The sequence below is a fragment of the Paucisalibacillus globulus genome, from assembly GCF_900184735.1.
Classification (GTDB): domain Bacteria; phylum Bacillota; class Bacilli; order Bacillales; family Amphibacillaceae; genus Ornithinibacillus; species Ornithinibacillus globulus_B.
In genome coordinates this window covers 159,342-180,124 of the sequence record NZ_LT855405.1, presented here as the reverse complement: position 1 = coordinate 180,124, position 20,783 = coordinate 159,342, and the positions used below count along the sequence as shown (strand labels likewise).

Genomic DNA, 20,783 nt, shown 5'->3' with positions numbered 1-20,783 from the left:
AAGAGGATAGCTATATGAATCATCCTTTAAAGTTGAAGGGGATGAGGTAATAGAATTTAAATTTGGTTAATTTTAATCAAAATTTCATTTTCCATAGAAGAATGTTAAGTAAATACTAATCTTTCCACGCAGAATATCTATTTTTTCCAAAGTTTCTACTAGTAAAAGTTCATTTTGTAAAGATGACTTGTGATTAAAATATCGCCATACTAGACAAAAATGGGAGAGGACCGGTAAGTATGTATATAAGAAACCTAATTATATTCTTCTTATTCTTGTTAATGGCTTGTAGTAGCTTGGTTACCATCTTTGCCGAAAAAACTACACTGGAAAAGGAGGGAAGCTCCATAGATTTTCTTAGCGTGACAGGTGTTGTTGATCGTATAGAGAATGATGAGTTAGCTATCATATTAGTAGAAGAATTGGAGTTAGAATTTGTAGTGAAGAAAAGCGACTTCACGGAGAAATTAGCCCAGTATGATTGGGTCGATCTCATCATAGTTAGAAACGAGATTAAGGAGTTAACTATTAATCAGGAAAAGACCCAGGAGAGGGGGAAGGAAATTAAGGAACTAATGGAAGAGTTGAAGCAAGACATGGATTGAAATCCCCTTATGATGTTACGTTCAAAAAAACAGCCCCAAACTTGGAGCTGCAATTTTAATGTATAGCGTTTTTAAATTTCCCGCCGTGTGCTTCTTGAGCATCGACAATGGTGATAAATGCTTTCGGATCAGTTTCGTGGACAATGGATTTTAATTTTGCGATTTCTAAACGAGTTAAAACAACGAAAATAACTTCCTTGTCATTTTCTGCAAATCCGCCTTTTCCATAAAGATTGGTAATCATACGTCCAAGCCTATGCTGGATGGCTTCCCCTACTTCTTCATACTCATCTGTAACGATAAGGGCTGCCTTGGTATCACCGGTTAGTCCTTGTCCAACAAAGTCAATTGCTTTGGCTGCAATGAAATAAGTAATGATGGATAACATAGCTTGTTCCCATCCAAGCACAAATCCTGCCCAGGCGAAGATAAATATGTTGATGAACATTACGAATTCTCCCACGGAAAAAGGTAATTTTCTTGAAAGAAGAATACCTAAGATTTCCGTTCCATCTAAAGCACCACCATTACGTATAACGATCCCTACCCCAATACCTAAAATTAATCCACCGAAGACTGTGGCTAATAATGGCTCGTCTGTTGCAGGTAATAAGTCGTGAAGAGTTGGTTCAATAAGTGCCAGTGCAACAATACTGAAAAGTGATGCTAGTACAAAGCTCTTTCCAATATACTTGTACCCGGCAACTAAAAACGGAATGTTAAAGATGAAGATTAAAATACCAAAGTTTAGTCCTGTAAGATTATTGGTAAGTAAGGATACTCCAATAATTCCTCCATCAATAATGGTATTAGGTATTAAGAATAGTTCTAACGCAATTGCTGCTAGTGTTGCCCCAATGAGCATCATAATGTAACGTGTAATAATACTTCGAATAGGTTCCTTTTTATGCTGTTTTCCCATATAAATACACCTTCTCTTGAAAAAAATGAAAATAATGGTACTTTTAGATTATACATGAAAATGGTTATTCTATGTTGTGTTAATCTAGCTATTATCATACTTTTTTTAGTAAGACTTCCAGAGAATATAAAGGTGGGATGATGAAGTGGATATTTCGGTACCTATTGGGAATGGCATATTTAATTTTCGTTCAGGGGTAATTTTGATTGACGAAAATCGAGTGTTATTACATAAAAAGGAACATGACACTTTTTGGGCACTACCTGGTGGAAGGGTCTCGATGTTTGAAAGTAGTTCTGAGACGGCTGTGCGTGAGTTGAAAGAAGAGATAGGTGTGGATGTGGTTGTAGAACGGTTGCTATGGCATACGGAGAACTTTTTTCCTTTTGGAGAGAAGAAATTTCATGAAGTAGCAGATTATTATTTAGTGAGATTACAAGATTCTCATTCCATTTATCGTGGGGAAGGGGAATTTAAAGGTGTGGAAGGTGATGAAGTACTGATCTATAAGTGGGTAAATATATTAGACCTTCCAGAAACGGAACTATATCCGAAATTTTTAAGAAAAGATTTAAGAGATTTACCTGAACATCCGGTGTTCTTAACGATTAATCAAATGAAAGAGTTTGGATAATTCACTAATTTAGGAAGGAGCTTGTCAAATGGATGTCTGGTATGCAAGTTATGGTTCTAATATAATGGAAAAACGATTTATGGCATATATCGAAGGAGGAACAGTACCAGGTTCTAACCAACCGGAGCGTGGATGTCGTGAAAAAACTGCTCCTAAGAAGAGTGAACGATTTGATATTTCGTATCCCCTTTATTTTTCTAAAGTGAAATCCAAATGGGGGCAAGGAGGAGTTGCTTTTATTGGAACTGAGAGAACAGAAGCAGAAAACACAATTGGAAGAATGTACTTAATTTCAGGAGAACAATTCCGTGATGTCGTATCTCAAGAAAACAGTGGGATGGATGTTAATATTGACCTGGATGTAGTAGAAAAAGAAGGATATATTGATATACATAATGGATGGTATAACCGAGTGGTATTTCTAGGGAGAAAGAATGGTGCACCAATTTTTACGTTTACAAGTAGTTCTTCTATCAACTCTATTTTGTTTACGAAGCCTTCAACCGCATACTTGTCCGTTATTACAAAGGGATTAATGGAACTGGGTCTGACTAAGGCAGAGGCAATGGAGTATTTTCTAAGGAAGAAGGGTATCGAAGGGAACTTTACTAGTGAATCATTGAGGAATTATCTGATAGAATCCTAGTCAATAAGGGGGATTTATAATGAATTTAGGTAGATACAGTCTAATACTTTACACTCTTGCACTGCTATTGCTTGTTGTTCCTATACTTATTACTTTAGGGACGGATGAGAGTTATGGTTTATCATGGCATTTATTATATACTAACATCGCAATTGGGTTGCTTTTAGTAGGTAAAGTCTTATCTCTCATTCAAAAAAGAAAAGAAAACAAAAGTATTGTGGCAGATGCTAGTATTATATTAGTTTTATTAATAATCTTAGTTCCGAGGTTATACTAGAAAGGATGGAAGGAGTTTGGAAATTATTCCAAACTCCTTTTTTTACAAACGTACATTTATCTTTGAGTTTCTATCACCTTTATAATAAAAAACGCCTTCCATAATTTGTGTGTCCGGGAATTGTAAGTGATCCCAGTAAAATCTCAACGCTTCTTCATGATCTACTATCTTGTTAAAGTTATCAAGGGCGAGAATAGAGTTAACGTTGAGATCATAGCCAGCGTCTAGATAAGCTAAGAAGAGTCTTAGTTTTTGAAAGGTCAGCCGCTCTTTTCTTTGGAAAACAGCAGGATAAAGTACAGACCTATATTGTTGCAATAATGGGTTTTTGGCTATTTCGTTCACGATTTGGATGCGATTATGTTTCAATGCAAGATTCATATATTTCTCGGGTATTGTTTGATCAAATATTAGGCTGAAAATATCTTGTTTCGTACAACCAGTGTGTTTACAAATCATTGCTATATCGCGTTTTGTTTCCTTAAATAATAATGATACGTATTCGTACTTTAATTCGAGATTTACCCTTTCTTTCATGCAGGACTGAAATAATTGAAACATCCATTCAAGATTCGAAATATGTTCTCGATTGGAAATATAGACGGGAATGACTTTATTAGGATAATTTAATTGTAACTTGTTATATGCCTCAATGCCCTTATGTAAAAGCAATTCTCCGTGTTTATTTCGTATGACATGGATATAGGGAATGTTTGCAGTTGTATATTTGTGGAAGGAATTTCGAGTAAAGTATTCGGTAGTAGTGTGTGGGGCTTTTATTTTTCGAAGAGGAACCCATTCAATTCTAATAAAATCCAATCTTCTCAGTCCTTTCCGCTTGGTTTCTAAAGGGTATGATGAAAGTGAATTGTCCTATGCCATTGTTATATGTTTGTAATGATGTACCATTGTAAGTGTGGTTTCATTAAAAGGAAAGGTAGTTTTCTAAGAGAGTGTTTGCTTCACCAGTTAGCTGAATTAACAAATAGAGGATAGTAACTGTGCGGTAACTAGTTTAATTACAACAGATTAGTTATTGGATATAGCTGTCGACCCCGCTCCGGCAGAATACTCCGCTTTTACTGTCAGCACAGGGGCGACATCTGCTCGAAAAGACCGTCGCAGTGTCTACCTTGCCGCGGGCCCGGCCTCAGCCTCCTCGAGGAAAGATCGCCTCTCTAGGGGTCTTCGGACACGTGCTATTCCCGCAGGACAATTGTTTTCGGTGGGGCGAGTAATCGCAGTCCCAAGGAAGGCTTCGGCAGCGTAATCATCGCACGAAGAAAATTGTTCTCTATTTTCGAGGAGTCTCCGTATTCTGCCTGCGCTGGTTTAGTTTTCTAATTAATGTTAGAGGTTACATTACGTTTTTTATAATTAAATGCCATTAAATTTATTCATTTACTCAATACTAGCGAAGGAAATACACGGAGACTCCTGCGGGAGGATAGGCATAGGTGAGACCCCTAAAGAAGTAAGCGCGAGGAGGCTCACCAGCCGCTCAGCGAGTGCGGAGTGTAATTCCGTAGCGGGTATGATGCTCCCAAAATAAATTATTAGCCGCCGCACAGTTTCTATCAATTATGTAATAACAACAATCATAAATTAAACAATATTAGCTTAAAGAAAAAGGTGCTAAAGCTAAATAGATTAGCTCTAACACCTTAAGTTTTTTATAAAAATGGTAATGCAATGATATCTGCTTTTCCTAGACTTGTTTGTGCAGCTTGTTTTTCTTGTAACGTATAATTTAAACGGTTAGCTTGCTCCGCCCAGTGGCTGATTGGCTGTACTGAACCTGTGCCTCCTTTGATTCGGCACCGCTCTAGTCCAATGTTAGCTTGAATTAGTCCCCATTCTTGTTTAATGGTTTGATAGATATCAATTGCCAAGTTAAAGTAATGACCGGCTTCTTCTAACATTCCTCTTTGCAGGTTAAGTTCACCTTTTGATAGGTAGACATGTGCCTCCCATCCTTTGATGCCAACTTTCTTAATCTGCTTCATTGCTTCACTTAGCAAATCTTCAGCTAATGTGTAGTCTTCTTTCATACGATGAATATCAGCTAATGTACAAACGAGTATAGCTTCGTACCTGTCATATCCACCTTTACGAGCAATATCAATACCAATTTCACAACAGTCTATTGCCCATTTCAGATGTCCATTTACTTTAAGAATATCTGCATACTTTCTAAGTGCCCGTATCAAATAATTATTCAACCCTGTTTCGTTTGCATAACAGATAGAGCGTACTAACCATTCTCTACTAAATGTTAAATCCCCAGATAGAACTCCTAAATTACCACCAAGCATAAACAATAACTCATTATATTCTTCAGGCCATTTTTTCTCTCTTACTATATTTTCGTAGCTTAGTAGTTCGTTAATTAATGGTTTAACAGGCAATGAAAACATTTTATGATGAACTTTGCGAATGATCAAATGTGCTTTTTCTTTGGAAGCTAAAATTTCTTTTATATCTTGATTAGCGAACAATTCCTCAATCATCGTAATAGCAGAACCGTACTCCCCATTTAGGTGAACCATATCTATTAATATTTGCATTAAATGAATTCCGAGAGAACTAGCACCATGCTCAAGATATAGTTGTTCTAGTACTTGTCGAAGGAAATTTGTTTCTCCACGTAGTTGTAGTTTCCTAAGTGTTGGTAAACAGGTAGAAGAAAGCCAATGGAGAAATTCTTCTTTATCCATATAAGCCTGATGGTGAAATATCGATTCTTCAAGTGCTTGAATTTCCTTTTCAGTATTCAGGTTAGCTGTAGAATATTTCTGCACAAGTCCGTCAAAATATACGGCAAGAGACTGGTGAACTTTGGTTACTAGTGCTTGATTAGAATATTCCAATATGCCTTGACGCATCAATGCATGGATAAAGAGCTTCTCCTCTTCTTTTGATATAAAAGAGAATTTATTAAAATCATGGTATCTTGTCACCGCATAACCAGTTGGATGTTCGTTAAGTAAATAGCTAAACAATTCTTCCGTATAATATCTTGGAATGGTCATTATTTTTAATGTCTCGATTTCTTCGTCTGTTAAATATTGAAGGAACCGATCTAATATTTCCCGTTGATTGGAACCAAATTTACTAACTTCCATCGTTTCCCCGCGGTTTTTTATTTCAAAGTATGTATCTACTGATAAATCAAGATGATACGGATGTCCAACACTTGAAGAAATGATTTTACTTCTAATATCTTTTTCTTCAATTCCACAGTTTACTAGAAAACTCTCAGCGTCTTTTGAGGAAAGGTTTTCTATAATATGGTGATCCAAAATATCCTTCCAATCAGAATCGTATTTTTCCCATTCTAAATACTCTCTTCCACAGATAACAAATAGTACATTTGGTAATGAGCCAATTAGTTCGCGTACCCATTTGTCTTTTGAATGGACAGTTATTTTATTGGTCACGCTAGCCCACAATGCTTCGAACGTATCTAAGAAAATGACCGTGTTTTTTATGTTGTATTTCTCTATTGCTTGTTGTATATCATAGGCAAAAAATGCAATAAGTCTCTCTTCGATTTCTTGAATAGAGCAATTCTCTAATTCTATCAGTTGTTCTTTTACTTCCTTTTTAAGATTCCATCTTTTCCCTGAGTCATATAGCTTCCCAACAATGCCTGTGAGGGAGCCTGCGATTCCTAAACCATCTAACGTACCAATAATATTTCCAAGGATGGAAAGTTCATTTGCAAAGCGAAATTTTTTCTCATTGTATGTAGTATCCGGATTTCTTTTGTAAAAATATAGAGAATAGGCAAGCTCAAAATGTGGAAATGAAATCTTCTTTTGATACTTTATCTCTCTAACTAACTCAAGTAGTGCCCGTGCTGGAGAATGAAATGTTGTATCTCTAAAATCAATCGACGTATAAAGTGCATGAGAATCGTAGTCTGAAAGCTCTAATTTAAGTTGCTTTTGTAAACTAGTTTTTCCAATTCCTCCCACACCATAATATACGATCACATCATATTCCTCCGTGTGACTAGGTCGTTGATTAATACTGTTTAAATGATTAAAGAAGACTTCTCTCGGTAATTCACGGTCGGTAAAAGTTTTGGTTGCAAAATACCGACGTTCTTTTCGTCCAATCTGAAACTTTGGTTGAATTGGCATAGAAAAAACACCCCCATGGTAGTATTATAATCGGTCAAAGGTCCTAGCACCATAGTCAATATAGAAAAAAAGGTACCAAGCACCAATTTATATTATTTTGGAATTTCGGGCCTAGTACCTTGAGGGTGTTTGTTGATGTTCCTATTCCGGGATGAGAATAGAATCAATAATCGTTCGTTTAAATGGATGACCGTTTTTTGTCAATCCTTCTATTTGGATGGTGATATTATATACTTCGTTGGAGTAATCAAAAGTTAATACTTGTGATAGTTTACCTTCTGCAGTAGTGGTCTTGGTATTAGTTGGATTTCGAGATTGTGTAATCGTATAGGTAGCCTTAAGGGAATTCTCCTGAACAACGTTTTTATCCGGGGTAATGTTGTACGTGATTTTTGCAGCATCTTTGGTTGCTGATTTTGTACTATGTAGTGTAATAGGGGATTGATAGTTTGTAATTAATAAGTAGGCATCATCTTCATCAGGGGTTAGTTTTAATTTCCATTCACCCTCTTGAGGAGCGTCGAATGTAATGGAATGATTCAGTGCTCCAATAAAAACGCCTTCATCAATTTTATGTGAAGAGACTTTTGGTTTAACCATTTTTCCTTTGGGGGAAATTAGTTTTATTTCTTTTACATCACTAGTTGTCATTAGGTTAAGGTTAAGTTCTTGAACATGATCCTCCACTGTCACATTTATTACAGATTCTTTTTCAGCAAATAATGGTCCACCATCGACCCATTGATTATGGATGGGGTTGTTTTGAACTATAGGTTCCTCTCTTGTATTCATTAATTTATTGCCATAAAAAGTATTATCCGATAAATAGTCATCAAAAACAGAAAACGTAATGCCACTTCGAATCGACGTATGGTTCCAGTCTCCAATAGCAAGCTGGTATCCGCCTGGTAATCTACTACTAGCAGTTGTCACCACACCATCATTGGAACCATATTGCGACAAATACATGCCCCCAAACCAGGTCGAGGAAAATGCACTACCCCAGTCGGTGCCACCTAAAGTATAGTAATCATTATAATAAGCTCTAGGTTGTGTGTCAGTTTGAGAACGATAATTTGCCATATTAGCCATTTGCATCGAATAGGTTCCGTCTCCCTGTGCGCCAATTAAATCAGCAAGCCAACCAGCGGAGGAACTATAAGCCAAATCAGCTAATTGTGATCCATGATGTGGACTAGATAAGGTGATGACGTTTTGTACATAGGACCATGCTCCATAATAGGTTAGTGCTGTTTGGGTATCTACTCCACCTTTACTATAGGCAACAACCGTAACAGGTTTTCCAAAATGGTTGGAAATTTCTCGAATCTTATCAGCAAGTAATGCCCCATTATCCCACATGTCTCTAGAGGCACCACCGGCATCGTATAACTGAACAAAAGCCGTTTGATACCCTGCATTAACAGCTGTTTGATACATATCATTATCTTCCCAAAAAATTTGTGCAACATTATTTAAGCCGGGAACAAAAAGTAGTACTGGTGCATTAGGAATTAAATTAGAAGGTGTGGTGCCAATATACCATTCTCCGGGAGTTTCAGTATTACCGTTTCCTACTTTACCTGTTATTGAAAAGATGGGTCCAGATTGCTTAAATGGAATAGGATCTGGAATCGATGTGGAATCATTATCTTTTGCTGTTACAGACAACGGGATAGCCGAAACAAATACCAGTAAGGTAAACAAAAATATCATCCATATTTTTTTCAAGTTCTCTTCCTCCTCATTTTTAGTCCTTCCGATTTTATTCGGGTATAATAGTTTTCATGTGGAAATGAGATTGGGAAAGTTTAAAAATCGTTCAAAAGTAATACAAACATAAGGATAATATGATGTCTAAGCACAAAACCATATAATTAGTCGCATTTTTAAGACGCTACATTAAATTATCAAGTAGGTTTTCTTTTTGGACGGTGATATAATGTTTGAAGTACTTTTTTAGAATGGGATACATGGTAGGAGTAAAAGGAGTCGTCAGGTTTGAAGAAGTTTAGCGTATTAAAGGCATTAAACAATAATGTCATTATTGCTGTTAATGAGGAACAAGAAGAAGTAGTGTTAATTGGAAAGGGTATCGGTTTTAATAAAAAGCGTAAGGATGTCATACAGGAAGATACGGTAGAAAAGCTTTTTGTGCTTCGGGATAAGAAGGAACAAGAGAGTTATATCAAATTACTTCCGAATATTGATGAAACAACCCTTGCAACAATTATTACGGCTATAGAAATAATCAAGAAGAACTCAAATACATTATTAGACGAAAAGGTCCATGTTGCTTTAACGGATCATATTTTGTTTGCGATTACAAGACTTCAGCGAGGAATGGAAATTAAGAACCCTTTTTTGTCAGAAACAAAAGCATTATATCCAAAAGAATATGAAATAGCTGAAGAAGTTGTAGATTATATGAATCAAACATTAGCCATACAAATGCCGGTAGGGGAAGTTGGATTTATCGCCCTCCATGTCCATAGTGCTATTAGCCATACAACTATGTCTGAGATTAGTTCTTATTCAAATTTACTTTCTAGATTGGTAGATACAATTGAAGAACAACTACAGATTGTGATAGACCGTGAAGGTATTGATTATATTCGTTTGATCCGCCATATGCGATTTACGATTGAGCGTGTTCTAAAGGAAGAAAAAATGGAAGAACCAGCGAAATTTGCAATTCTATTGAAAAAAGAATATCCAGTGTGCTATAATCTTGCTTGGAAACTGATAAAAATAATGCAGCAAACATTAAGGAAACCTGTATATGATGCGGAAGCAGTTTACCTGACGATGCACTTACAGCGATTACTTGTTAAATTTAATTAAATAAACTACGTGTTACTGATTCGATCAGGCATGAGTAGAGGTTAATGAAAATGTGAGAATGGGGGAAAAATAACCCACATCCTTTTCATTACTCTATTCATGCCTTTTTTGCGTTATTTAAACGTAATTGTCTTTTTATACGTACGTAACAAGATAAAGAGAACAGGCTCATTTGCCAATGAGATTGGTAAATGCAAGTTTTCTAATGTTTCTTTTTGAACTTGCTGCAAGAAATACATTTTCAGAGGAGGATTTTTATGTTCAAGAAGGCTTTTGGTGTTTTACAAAAGATTGGTAAAGCTTTAATGCTTCCAGTTGCATTACTGCCTGCTGCAGGGTTATTACTTGGGCTAGGAAATGCAGCACAACAGGAAACAACGTTAGAATACTTACCTTTCCTAAGTGCTGATTGGATTCAACTTACTGCATCTGTTATGGAAGATGCTGGTAATATTATTTTTAGTAACTTAGCACTCATCTTTGCTGTTGGTGTCGCTATTGGATTAGCTGCTGATGGGGCTGCAGGACTTGCTGCTCTTGTTGGTTATTTAGTATTGAATCAGGTAATGGGTTCTTGGATGGGTGTTAATGCCGACATGGTTGCATCAGATCCAGGTTTTGCTAATGTGCTTGGGATTCCGACATTACAAACTGGGGTATTCGGGGGTATTATTGTCGGCCTGATTGCCGCCTTTGCCTATAATCGGTACCATGATATAGAGATGCCTTCATTCCTTGGATTCTTTGCTGGTAAACGATTTGTACCAATTGCAACAGCAGTATTTTCATTTATTGCTGGTTTATTATTAATGTTTATCTGGCCACCTGTTCAATCCGCAATGAACAGTGCATCTTATTGGTTAATTGAAGAAGGTACGTACTTAGCGGTATTTATGTTCGGGTTCATTAAACGATTATTAATACCATTTGGATTACATCATATTTTCCATGCACCATTCTGGTATGAATTTGGTACTTATACTACTGTTGCTGGAGAAATTGTACGTGGAGATATGACGATTTTCTTTGCCCAGCTACGTGATAATGTTGAAATCACTGCTGGTAACTTTATGGCAGGGGAATATCCAATTATGATGTTTGGTCTTCCAGCAGCAGCATTAGCAATGTACCATGCTGCTAGACCAGAACGGAAAAAGTTAGTTGCAGGATTATTAGCATCTGGTGCACTAACATCATTTTTAACTGGTATTACCGAACCACTTGAGTTCTCATTTATGTTTATCTCACCATTACTATTCTTAATCCATGCAATCTTAGATGGATTATCATTTATGATCATGACATTCTTAAGTGTTAATATTGGTTACACATTCTCTGGAGGGTTTATTGACTTTGCTTTATTTGGAATTCTTCCTGGTAAAGAACCTTGGTGGCTTGCAATTCTAGTAGGACTTGCATTTGGAGTTCTTTATTACTTCTTATTTAGATTCTTTATTAAGAAATTTAACTTAATGACTCCAGGTCGGGAGGAAGTTAAAGAAGAGGAAACACAAGGAAAAGGACAAGCTGGAGACTTAGCGTATAATGTTTTAGATGCAATGGGTGGACAAGAAAACATTGCTCACTTAGATGCTTGTATCACGAGACTTCGTGTGTCCGTTAATGATATTAAAAGTGTAAATAAACAGGAATTGAAGCAGTTAGGAGCTGCAGGTGTACTGGAGGTTGGTAATAATATTCAAGCTATCTTCGGTCCACGTTCAGAGATTATTAAAGGGCAGATGCAGGATATTATAGCTGGTAAAAAACCACGTCCAGTGAAAAGTGTCGATCAAGATGCAGAAGTAAAACAACAAATTGAGGAAGTAAATCCAGAAGTTTTACAAAATGAAATCATCAAAGAAGATATCTTTGCTCCAATGAAGGGTGAAGTTGTTCCAATAGCTGAAGTGCCTGACCAAGTTTTCTCAGAGAAAATGATGGGTGACGGGTTTGCCATTAAGCCAAAAGACGGGCTAGTTGTTTCACCGGTTAATGGTACAATCATTAATGCATTCCCAACGAAGCATGCACTTGGTATTAAGTCTGAAAGTGGAAGAGAAATCCTAATCCATGTGGGACTAGATACCGTTAACCTAAAGGGAGAAGGTTTCGAGTTATTCGTCGATGAAGGTGATGAAGTTAAAGTTGGCCAGACCTTGTTGAAAGTAGACCTAGATTATATTGGTAAGCATGCGAAGTCAACTATTACACCGGTTGTGTTTACTAACCTTCAGGCTGATGAGAAGATCGTAATTCAAAAGCAAGGTTTGGTTGAACGAGAAGAGAAAAGCATTGTTGAGATTCAATAATATGTATTAGTTTCTATGGCAAGAGTAGCAGGATATTTTGTTAGATATCCTGTTACTTTTTTTGTTTAGTTAAGTAAAGTAAATTTCTCCCTCAAGAATAATCTTCCGAATTTAGGTAATGATTTAATTAAAACTACATAAGGTCTGGTGATTAAGATTAAATCAATTAGTAGAATTTTGGGGATATTCCTTATAACCACTCTCCTTGGAAGTGGAATAGCTTTTGCAACAACAGATAGCATGGAAAGAACACCATCCACCACTGAGGAACACAATTGGAAGCAAACAAGCATAGATTACCATATTATTGAAGTAGGAGAACATGAATTTAGTTACTGGAAGAATTTTATGAAACACTCTCGTACTTGTCATATATCTCACCGAGTTAAGACAGTAGTTTATTACTGTGATATTCATGGCCATACGAAATCAGAAACGATATTAGATGAGATTATTCATAGTGTAAAACACGACCATGATTAATCTAAAAATACTACCTGGAGTTGGACTTCCTAGGTAGTATTTTTTATGGATACTATTCATCCTGGATTTGGATTGCCAGGAAAACAATTACGTAATGATAAAAGAAAGGCTATCACTTCATAGTGAAATGCCTTTGTTAATTTTTACATTATTAGCTATGTGTGCATTTATTTTGTATTATCCCTTTTCGGATCATTTTTCCTATTAATCGATTGTGCTTCTGTTTCCTCAGAAATTTCAAACTGGAGATCACCAATAGGAGGTGTACGATATTCCTTATGACCACTAGATACATCTTGTTCCTGCATATAAGCGTGTAAGAAAGGTTCTACTAACGACATGAAAAATGCGGAAAACAATGACGCCACAATAATTGGCATGGTTGTTTCAATGAAAAAGTAACCAAGTGTTGCGACAGTTATAAATGCTAAAAAGAAATCAGAAATACTAGCAACTACATTTCCGAAGCGACCTAAAATAAATAAGTCACCAATAACATAGGAAATGGCAGTGGTTAAGATACTGACTAAGAATAAATTGAAAAAGGAAACATCATAGAAAATACCAAAAATAGAGAAGATAATAATGGTGGTGGCAATAAACTTTATGCCAAGTGCTTTTAGGTTCATGCTTATTATTCATCCTTTCAGAGAAGACCATTTTCCTTAGTATTTGTTATTCCTTGTAAAATATGATATTTATACATTGGACAAATTAATAAGGGGTTGGGCTTATGAAGTACTTTGCCGTATTTTTACCAATGAAGGATGAAGAGAAAAGCAAAAAATATCGTCCGGAACATCTATCGTTTTTACAAGAAAAGCTAGAAGATGGATATATTTTTGCAAAAGGTCCATTTGTGGATGGATCTGGAGGGTTAGTTATTTATACTGCTAACAATTTTGAACAAGTAGAGACAATGGTAAGGCAGGATCCGTATGTCATAAATGGTGCTAGGGGTTATGAGATTCACGAATGGGGAATGACAGTAGGGTAAGAAGAAAGGACCAAAGCTGAGGAGCTTATGGTCCTTTTCTCTTTTATATATATAAAATTTTCTCAGTTAATATCCCCTCGCGATAACACGCTGATTCTCTATTATTTTAGAAACCACTGCCTCCGTTAAACGTTTGGCTGTTTTTGGAAGGACTGTCTTTAACACTGGATTAACAACTGGACCCATAATTCCTCTTGCCGTCATATCCAGGTTTCCGGTCATTTTCGTTTGATAGTCAGTAATGCTTTTCGCTTCAAAAGAACCTTTCCCGGAAACCTTTTCACTAATACCTGTTAAGGTAAACCTCACACTGGTTGGTTCTTTCCATTCGGTAATATCGATTCGCATATTAATTGTCTTTTGAATTTTTCCTACATCTCCTTTAAATTTCCAGGTGGATTGTCTGTCATTTAGAATTTGATGATCTAGATATCCAGGGACTAGTGGTGCCCAATTGTTCATATCACTAACAAAATTCCAAATGGTCTCAATCGGTAAATCCACTTCTTTTGAAAATGTACCTCCAGGCATGCAAAAACCTCCTTTTACTCATGTTAAAAAGTATATTAGGGAAATCATTCTTTATACGTTAATAATTGATGAATTTCGTATGAAAAGTACCAGTACTTTGTATTAAATTCATATTACTATTCACGTCTTTTTGAAGAGATGTTGAAAATTGTCGAACAAAAGAAAGTTATTGCCTTTTGTCCTTGTATTTTGCTTAATATTAGCGCTTTTATATAAAAAATGTTCCGTTTTTTCTATTATTGCTCATTTTTCATGTCGAATTTGGTCTAAAATCATAAAAATGTGGATTGGATTTAATCGTTCTATGCGATTATGATAGAAGCAACTAGTAAGAAGGAGGGAAAAATTATTGAATAAAAATGAAATAATGGAATTAAAAAGGAAGGTGGATCAACATGAGAAGACGATTGTTCAACTTATGGAAATATTAGCTGCTACTAACCGTTTATTATCAGACATGAAATCAACTACTGAACCTCCTACCCTACATATAACAACAAAATCCCTCAAGTTTCCTCGTAAGGCGTCCTCTCCCCGTTAACAAATATAAGGATCTGTTCATCCCCGGACAGATCCTTATTCCACTTTTAAAGAAAAAAGTTGAAAATTGATGAATGTTGTCGTGATTTCTTCTTGTGATTGTTCTATTAAATTGATAAAATTAGTAAGTATGAATTTTTATAGTAAGTTAATAGAATTGTAATTTAAACCTAATTAAGAGGAGATCATGCTATGTGTGGTTTTGTTGGCTTTTCAACAAATTCAATTGATATAGATAAACAGAGTGTAATACAAGAAATGATGAATACAATTGGTCATAGGGGACCTGATAGTGACGGTTATTTTGTTGATGATAATGTCACACTAGGATTTAGAAGACTACAAATTATCGATTTAACAACAGATGCTAGTCAGCCAATGTTCAATGAGGATCATAATATTTCCTTGATTTTCAATGGTGAAATTTATAATTATCAATCCTTAATGGATGATTTAAAGGAAAAGGGCCATGTATTTAAAAGTCAAAGTGATACAGAAGTAATCATTCACGGCTACGAAGAATATGGCGTTGACATTTTACAGAAACTTCGTGGAATGTTTGCATTTGCACTGTGGGATAAAAAAGAAGAGTCGTTATTTATCGCAAGAGATTTCTTTGGTATCAAACCACTTTACTATACACATAATACGACTGACAATTCATTCCTTTTTGGATCTGAAATAAAATCATTCTTACAATTTCCTGGATTCCAAAAAGAATTAAATAAGAAGGCACTTAAGCCATATTTAACCTTCCAATATTCTGCTTTAGATGAAACATTCTTTAAAGGTGTTTATAAGTTAAGACCAGGGCACTATATGATTTACAAAAATGGTGAGATTGACATCAAACAATATTGGGATGTTCAATTTGATACAGAAGAAAATAGCCTGGAATTTTATGTGCAAAAAATTAAAGAAACCATGGAAGAGTCTGTAAAATACCACCGAATTAGTGATGTGAAAGTTGGTTCTTTCTTATCAGGCGGTGTTGACTCTAGTTATATTACTGCGTTGTTGAAGCCAGATAAGACATTCTCAGTTGGTTTTGAAGATTATGAAGGTATTTTCAATGAAACTAACATTGCTGCGGATCTTTCCAAACAACTTGGAATTGAGAACCACAAGAAAATTATTAGTGCAGATGAATTCTTTAATGTCATTCCAACAGTTCAATACCATATGGATGAACCACAATCAAACCTTTCATCTGTACCACTATACTTCTTAGCAGAACTTGCGAGTAAACATGCAACTGTACTTCTTTCCGGTGAAGGTGCGGATGAAATCTTTGGTGGATATGCATGGTATGAAACATCAAAAGAGATGCGTATATATGAGAAAGCTCCATTTTTCATGCGTCGGATCGTTTCTAATGTAGCGAAGAAACTTCCTGAAAATCGTATCACGACTTTCTTTGTAAAAGGTGGTCAAAAGGTAGAAGAGAAGTTTATTGGTCAGGCGAAAATCTTTGATTTGAAAGATGCTACAAAAGTATTGAAAGATGAATACCAAGATGCGCCAACACCTGAGGAAATTGTTAGGGAATCCTACGATAGGGTTGCTGGCAAAGATAATGTTTCTAAAATGCAATACGTAGATATGAAGCATTGGTTACCAGGGGATATCCTGTTGAAGGCAGATAAAATGAGTTCTGCGCATTCCATCGAACTTCGTGTCCCATTCTTGGATAAAGAAGTAATGGAAATGGCTGGCAAAATTCCAGCTCATTTAAAAGTGAATGATATTGACACAAAATATGTACTACGTAAAGCAGCAAATGAAGTATTACCAGATGAATGGGCAAATCGTCCGAAAGTTGGTTTTCCTGTTCCATTCCGTGATTGGATCAAAAAGGAAAAATATTATACTTTAGTTCGTGAAGTCTTTGAATCTGATATTGCGAAAGAATTCTTCAACGTAGATGAGCTTCTAAAGTATTTAGAAGAACATTATCAAGGACAAGCAAACCATGCCCGTTATGTTTGGACAGTTTACGTGTTCTTAGTTTGGTATAAACGTTTCTTTGTGGATATGGAAGACTAGGTATTGCCATTATACGATTCTCTTATAAGATGTAAGTGAATCATGATAGGGAGTAGCTCAAAGGTGAAATTAATTATACGAAACTCAATATTATTTTCCCTTATATTCATTACCACCATTCTTATTACAACAAATCATGATAGAATCTATGCGTTTGTTTATGAAATGTTCGAAAAGAATGAAGGTGTACTTTCTATTGTTAGTGTTGACGCAAAAGCCGGATATCCTATTAGTGAGGCAACATATCAGTTGATTGATATGGAAACGAATGAGATAGTTCAAGATAATCTTGTTACAAATCAAGATGGAATGGTTCAAGTTGAAAGCATTCCACGAAATAAAACGTATCAGGTTATTCAAAAGGGTATAAAAACACCCTACCAAGTTACAACTGAACCTAAAACAATTGAGTTACTTGCAGAACATGAGCAAGTTACATTTGAAAATACTGTGTATCCATCGATCATGACTTATAAGAGAACAGATGAACATGGTGTATTTGCGACAGAAATGAATCTTCCGGTGGAAGCCGTCATGCAGAAGCCTGAGTTACCGAACGGTTGTGAGGTAACGGCTCTGGCTTCTGTTTTACACTATAATGGGTATGATGTTGAGAAGACGGTACTTGCAGATAAGTATCTAAGTAAAGTACCATTTGAGGTTATTAATGGTAATCTATACGGTGCCGATCCAAGCAAAGCATATGCTGGGGATCCTAGAAGCAAAAATCAAGGATTTTTCAGTTATGTCCCACCAATAATAGAGGCTGCTAATAAGTATCTGGATGAAGTAAGTGGAAGTCTAACACCCAAAGATTTAACGGGGAGTTCACCAACAGAACTATTAGATTATGTGCGTGAAGGTATACCGGTAATTATTTGGACAACCATTGATCAACAAGAACCGAATTTTAATTATTCTTGGATCGTGACCGGTTCAGAAGAAAAATTAGATATTATTAGAAACTCACACACAGTAGTCTTAACTGGCTTTAGCGAGAATGAGGTTTATGTTATGGACCCTTTAAAAGGGAATGTTGCATATCCTAAGGAAAGATTCTTCGAAATATATGAAAAAGCCGGCAGTCATGCTATGATTGTTCAATAATTAAACCACAAACAGGAAAATTTTCTTGTTTGTGGTTTTTTTGTCTTTGTAATTAGGGTTGTTTGCTAAAAGGTTGTTGTTGGTTTGGTTAGTTTAATCTTACAAATAGTTGATAGAAACTGTACGGTAACCACTGTCAAATAATGAGTGTAGTATTAATATACCGCTCCGGCAGAATACTCCGCTTTCCGCGGGCCCGGCCTCAGCCTCCTCGAGGAAAGTTCGCCTCTGCGGGGTCTTCGGACACGCGCTATTCCCGCAGGAGTCTCCGTATTCTGCCTGCGCTGGTTTTTATTTCTAATTATTATAAGGAATAATCTATGTTTTTGAGATAAGTGGTGTTTAAATTATTCTTTCACTCTATACTAGCGAAGGAAATACACGGAGACTCCTGCGGGAGGATAGGCATCGGTGAGACCCCGCAGTGCGTAAGCGCGAGGAGGCTCACCAGCCGCCCGCGGAAAGCGGAGTGTATTTCCGTAGCGGGTATGGTGCTCCCCAAAAAGAATACTAGCCGCACAGTTTCTATTAAATTAGCGACAAGCAATACAAAAAATAGCCCAAAAGAAAAAAGACTCCTATTGAAGTCTTTTTTCATGAAATAATTATTAAGCTACAACACCGTTTGAAGGATTATCTTCTTTTGCAGCATTTACCATTAGGAAGACTGCAGAAAGAATATGCATAATCATACCTACAACTGGAATCCAGCCAATACATGAAGTAACGATACCTAGAATACTTCCTGTAGATGCTCCACCATCTTTTTTAGTTAGGACTAAAGTAATAATATGTAAGATAAGCATAATTAAAAGTGGAGTCCAAAGTAAACCTACGATAATCATTCCACCTAAGACAGGAATACCTAATAATGCTTCTAAAGCACCAGTTACCCACTTCAGAATTCTTGAAGTTGACATTAATTTCACCTCCGGCATTACATATATGTATGTTGAAATAAAATATTATTGCATTAAAATAATGGCGCAACTTTTGACCTATATCGACATAATTTTGTAAAAATTCTGTGGAAGGTGTCTAATTTTGTGAGTTTAAATTTGACAGATGGAGTGATTTTATTATATTTATAAGATTTATGAATATTTATATAGTAGTCCAACTATTTAGGAGGAGGATTACTCCATGAAACGAACAAATCGTAGGCCAATGTTTATATTACTTATTCTAATAATTATTAGTTTACTAAGCTGTTATTTGTTTTATACCTTTTTCCTTAATACACCTTCCAATCAAGCAGAGAACGCGGTAGAGGAGTTTTATTCCTATGAACAGGAAGGTGCCTTTTCCGACTCATGGGAAATGTTCCACCCGTTCATGAAGGAACGTTTTGAAAAAGGACATTATTTACAGGATCGTGCTCATGTGTTCTTAAACCATTTTGGTGTTAATACATTTACATTTTCAATTGAGGATGCGGAAGTAGTCCATGATTGGCAAATTGAAGAGGATGCTGAAACCATAGATGAAGTTTATCACATTCCGGTTACACAGTATTACCAAGGAAAGTATGGAAATTTTTCCATTGTGCAAGATGTTTATGTAACCAACTTAGATGAGGAATGGACCATACTTTGGGATTATAAAAAATCAGAAACTTCACTAGAATTAGAAGAAAATTAGGTAATCTTCACCTTATATTTCTATCGACTTTCCCGTATGATAATGACAACACTTGTCCATAAGATCGATTATTAATGAAGGGGGAAGGGTCATGAGTCAAAAAATTGCAATTTTGATTCTACATGGTGCGGGTACTCCTGAGGAAGATTTTGCAGATAAGTTGATTGATAGGGTTAAAGTGGGTTTTGATAAAAAGTTATCAAAGGGAAAATCAGAAACAGAGCTTGTTTTTGAGCCTGTATTCTGGTCAACTGTTTTTGCTCCCGAACAGGTTAAATTATGGGAACAGCTTCGGGAATATAGAGATCTGGATTTTGGTAGATTGAGACGTTTTGTGCTAGAGTTTCTCGCAGATGCGGTTGCCTATCAACCTACTAGAATTGGAAACCAAAATTATGATAAAGTACATTCTCTTGTAGCAAAATCCATTCAAGAATTACGGGTAAAGGCAGGGGAAGATGCGCCACTTTGTGTGATTAGCCATAGCCTTGGCACCATCATAGCGAGTAATTACTTTTATGACTTACAATATAAACAGGAGAATATTGGTACCGAGACTCTTGCGTGTAAGAGTAATAGTCCAATTGAACAAGGTAAGACCCTTACACTCTTTTATACGTTGGGTAGCCCAATGGCGATGTGGTCTCTTCGCTATATTGATTTTGGATCCCCAATAGATGTCCCATCTCCATCCTTACAAACCCTGTATCCTAATCTGGAAGGTGAATGGTTAAACTTTTATGACAAGGATGATGTGCTAGCATTCCCATTACAAGGTATAAATAATGCCTATCAAGAGGCTGTTACAGAAGATATTGAGGTGAATGCAGGTGGTATGGTTACGAGCTGGAACCCACTTTCCCATCTAAAGTATGATACAGATAAGGAAGTTATTAAACCGATTGTAGATGGGATAGAACGAACCTGGAAAACTATTAATTCAGTCGGGCAACGATAAGTGTTACTAATAAGGAATAAAAAGATCATGAGAAATTATGATCTTTTTTTGCTTTTCTCAAAATAGCGCATAGCAAGAAAAGATACCATATT

At 36.1% G+C, this 20,783-nt stretch carries 20 protein-coding genes; 13 read left to right on the top strand and 7 right to left on the bottom strand.

The window, feature by feature from the left end; genetic code table 11:
- Positions 1–239 precede the first annotated feature (239 nt).
- On the top strand, positions 240–605 hold the full coding sequence (locus BN999_RS18950; protein ID WP_096274102.1) for a DUF3006 domain-containing protein: 366 nt from the start codon (positions 240–242) through the stop codon (positions 603–605).
- 55 nt (positions 606–660) lie between these two features.
- Here the strand turns inward: BN999_RS18950 and BN999_RS18945 are convergent, their stop codons facing one another.
- Positions 661–1,527 carry a YitT family protein gene (locus tag BN999_RS18945; RefSeq protein WP_096274100.1) on the bottom strand — a complete coding sequence of 289 codons (867 nt, stop codon included), beginning with the start codon at positions 1,525–1,527 and terminating at the stop codon, positions 661–663.
- A gap of 145 nt (positions 1,528–1,672) precedes the next feature.
- Between BN999_RS18945 and BN999_RS18940 the strand changes: the two genes are divergently transcribed.
- The 3 genes from BN999_RS18940 to BN999_RS18930 are packed head-to-tail and all read left to right on the top strand — an operon-like array spanning position 1,673 to position 3,084.
- A complete protein-coding gene (locus tag BN999_RS18940) occupies positions 1,673–2,161 on the top strand; it encodes an NUDIX hydrolase (protein WP_096274098.1) in 489 nt (162 codons plus the stop codon).
- Positions 2,162–2,189: 28 nt separating this feature from the next.
- Entirely contained in the window at positions 2,190–2,807 is a 618-nt protein-coding gene (locus tag BN999_RS18935) for a hypothetical protein (RefSeq protein WP_096274096.1), read from the top strand.
- A 19-nt stretch (positions 2,808–2,826) separates the two neighbouring features.
- Complete coding sequence (locus tag BN999_RS18930) at positions 2,827–3,084, top strand: hypothetical protein (protein WP_096274095.1); 258 nt, start codon at positions 2,827–2,829, stop codon at positions 3,082–3,084.
- A 42-nt stretch (positions 3,085–3,126) separates the two neighbouring features.
- Here BN999_RS18930 and BN999_RS18925 read toward each other — a convergent pair whose 3' ends face one another.
- The 3 genes from BN999_RS18925 to BN999_RS18915 form a co-directional block, all read right to left on the bottom strand.
- A complete protein-coding gene (locus BN999_RS18925) occupies positions 3,127–3,903 on the bottom strand; it encodes a hypothetical protein (protein WP_096274093.1) in 777 nt (258 codons plus the stop codon).
- Positions 3,904–4,757: 854 nt separating this feature from the next.
- Entirely contained in the window at positions 4,758–7,232 is a 2,475-nt protein-coding gene (locus BN999_RS18920) for a tetratricopeptide repeat protein (protein ID WP_096274091.1), read from the bottom strand.
- 141 nt (positions 7,233–7,373) lie between these two features.
- Complete coding sequence (locus BN999_RS18915; RefSeq protein WP_255247530.1) at positions 7,374–8,963, bottom strand: esterase/lipase family protein; 1,590 nt, start codon at positions 8,961–8,963, stop codon at positions 7,374–7,376.
- Positions 8,964–9,233: 270 nt separating this feature from the next.
- On the opposite strand from BN999_RS18915, the gene glcT reads away from it, so the two are divergent.
- The 3 genes from glcT (at position 9,234) to BN999_RS18900 (ending at position 12,871) form a co-directional block, all read left to right on the top strand.
- Entirely contained in the window at positions 9,234–10,076 is an 843-nt protein-coding gene (gene glcT, locus BN999_RS18910; RefSeq protein ID WP_096274089.1) for a glucose PTS transporter transcription antiterminator GlcT, read from the top strand.
- 257 nt (positions 10,077–10,333) lie between these two features.
- Positions 10,334–12,388 (top strand): glucose-specific PTS transporter subunit IIBC, encoded by a 2,055-nt coding sequence (gene ptsG / locus BN999_RS18905; protein ID WP_096274087.1) that lies wholly within the window; start codon positions 10,334–10,336, stop codon positions 12,386–12,388.
- A gap of 240 nt (positions 12,389–12,628) precedes the next feature.
- Positions 12,629–12,871 carry a hypothetical protein gene (locus BN999_RS18900; RefSeq protein WP_096274085.1) on the top strand — a complete coding sequence of 81 codons (243 nt, stop codon included), beginning with the start codon at positions 12,629–12,631 and terminating at the stop codon, positions 12,869–12,871.
- A 167-nt stretch (positions 12,872–13,038) separates the two neighbouring features.
- On the opposite strand, the gene BN999_RS18895 is transcribed toward BN999_RS18900, so the two are convergent.
- Positions 13,039–13,500, bottom strand: a complete 462-nt coding sequence (locus BN999_RS18895; protein ID WP_096274083.1) for a YndM family protein — start codon at positions 13,498–13,500, stop codon at positions 13,039–13,041.
- 104 nt (positions 13,501–13,604) lie between these two features.
- On the opposite strand from BN999_RS18895, the gene BN999_RS18890 reads away from it, so the two are divergent.
- Entirely contained in the window at positions 13,605–13,868 is a 264-nt protein-coding gene (locus BN999_RS18890) for a YciI family protein (protein ID WP_096274081.1), read from the top strand.
- Between the two features lie 66 nt (positions 13,869–13,934).
- Here the strand turns inward: BN999_RS18890 and BN999_RS18885 are convergent, their stop codons facing one another.
- A complete protein-coding gene (locus BN999_RS18885; protein ID WP_096274079.1) occupies positions 13,935–14,399 on the bottom strand; it encodes a CoxG family protein in 465 nt (154 codons plus the stop codon).
- A 349-nt stretch (positions 14,400–14,748) separates the two neighbouring features.
- Between BN999_RS18885 and BN999_RS18880 the strand changes: the two genes are divergently transcribed.
- The 3 genes from BN999_RS18880 to BN999_RS18870 all read left to right on the top strand — a co-directional run bounded on the left by BN999_RS18880 (position 14,749) and on the right by BN999_RS18870 (position 18,092).
- A complete protein-coding gene (locus BN999_RS18880; RefSeq protein ID WP_096274078.1) occupies positions 14,749–14,940 on the top strand; it encodes a hypothetical protein in 192 nt (63 codons plus the stop codon).
- Between the two features lie 191 nt (positions 14,941–15,131).
- Positions 15,132–16,985: an asparagine synthase (glutamine-hydrolyzing) gene (gene asnB, locus BN999_RS18875; protein WP_096274076.1), complete on the top strand. Its 1,854-nt coding sequence runs from the start codon at positions 15,132–15,134 to the stop codon at positions 16,983–16,985.
- Between the two features lie 63 nt (positions 16,986–17,048).
- Complete coding sequence (locus BN999_RS18870) at positions 17,049–18,092, top strand: C39 family peptidase (protein WP_176482042.1); 1,044 nt, start codon at positions 17,049–17,051, stop codon at positions 18,090–18,092.
- Between the two features lie 608 nt (positions 18,093–18,700).
- Here BN999_RS18870 and BN999_RS18865 read toward each other — a convergent pair.
- On the bottom strand, positions 18,701–19,012 hold the full coding sequence (locus BN999_RS18865; protein WP_096274073.1) for a hypothetical protein: 312 nt from the start codon (positions 19,010–19,012) through the stop codon (positions 18,701–18,703).
- A gap of 223 nt (positions 19,013–19,235) precedes the next feature.
- On the opposite strand from BN999_RS18865, the gene BN999_RS18860 reads away from it, so the two are divergent.
- A complete protein-coding gene (locus BN999_RS18860) occupies positions 19,236–19,733 on the top strand; it encodes a hypothetical protein (protein WP_096274071.1) in 498 nt (165 codons plus the stop codon).
- 91 nt (positions 19,734–19,824) lie between these two features.
- Positions 19,825–20,691 carry a chemotaxis protein gene (locus BN999_RS18855; protein ID WP_096274070.1) on the top strand — a complete coding sequence of 289 codons (867 nt, stop codon included), beginning with the start codon at positions 19,825–19,827 and terminating at the stop codon, positions 20,689–20,691.
- Positions 20,692–20,783: the final 92 nt, after the last annotated feature.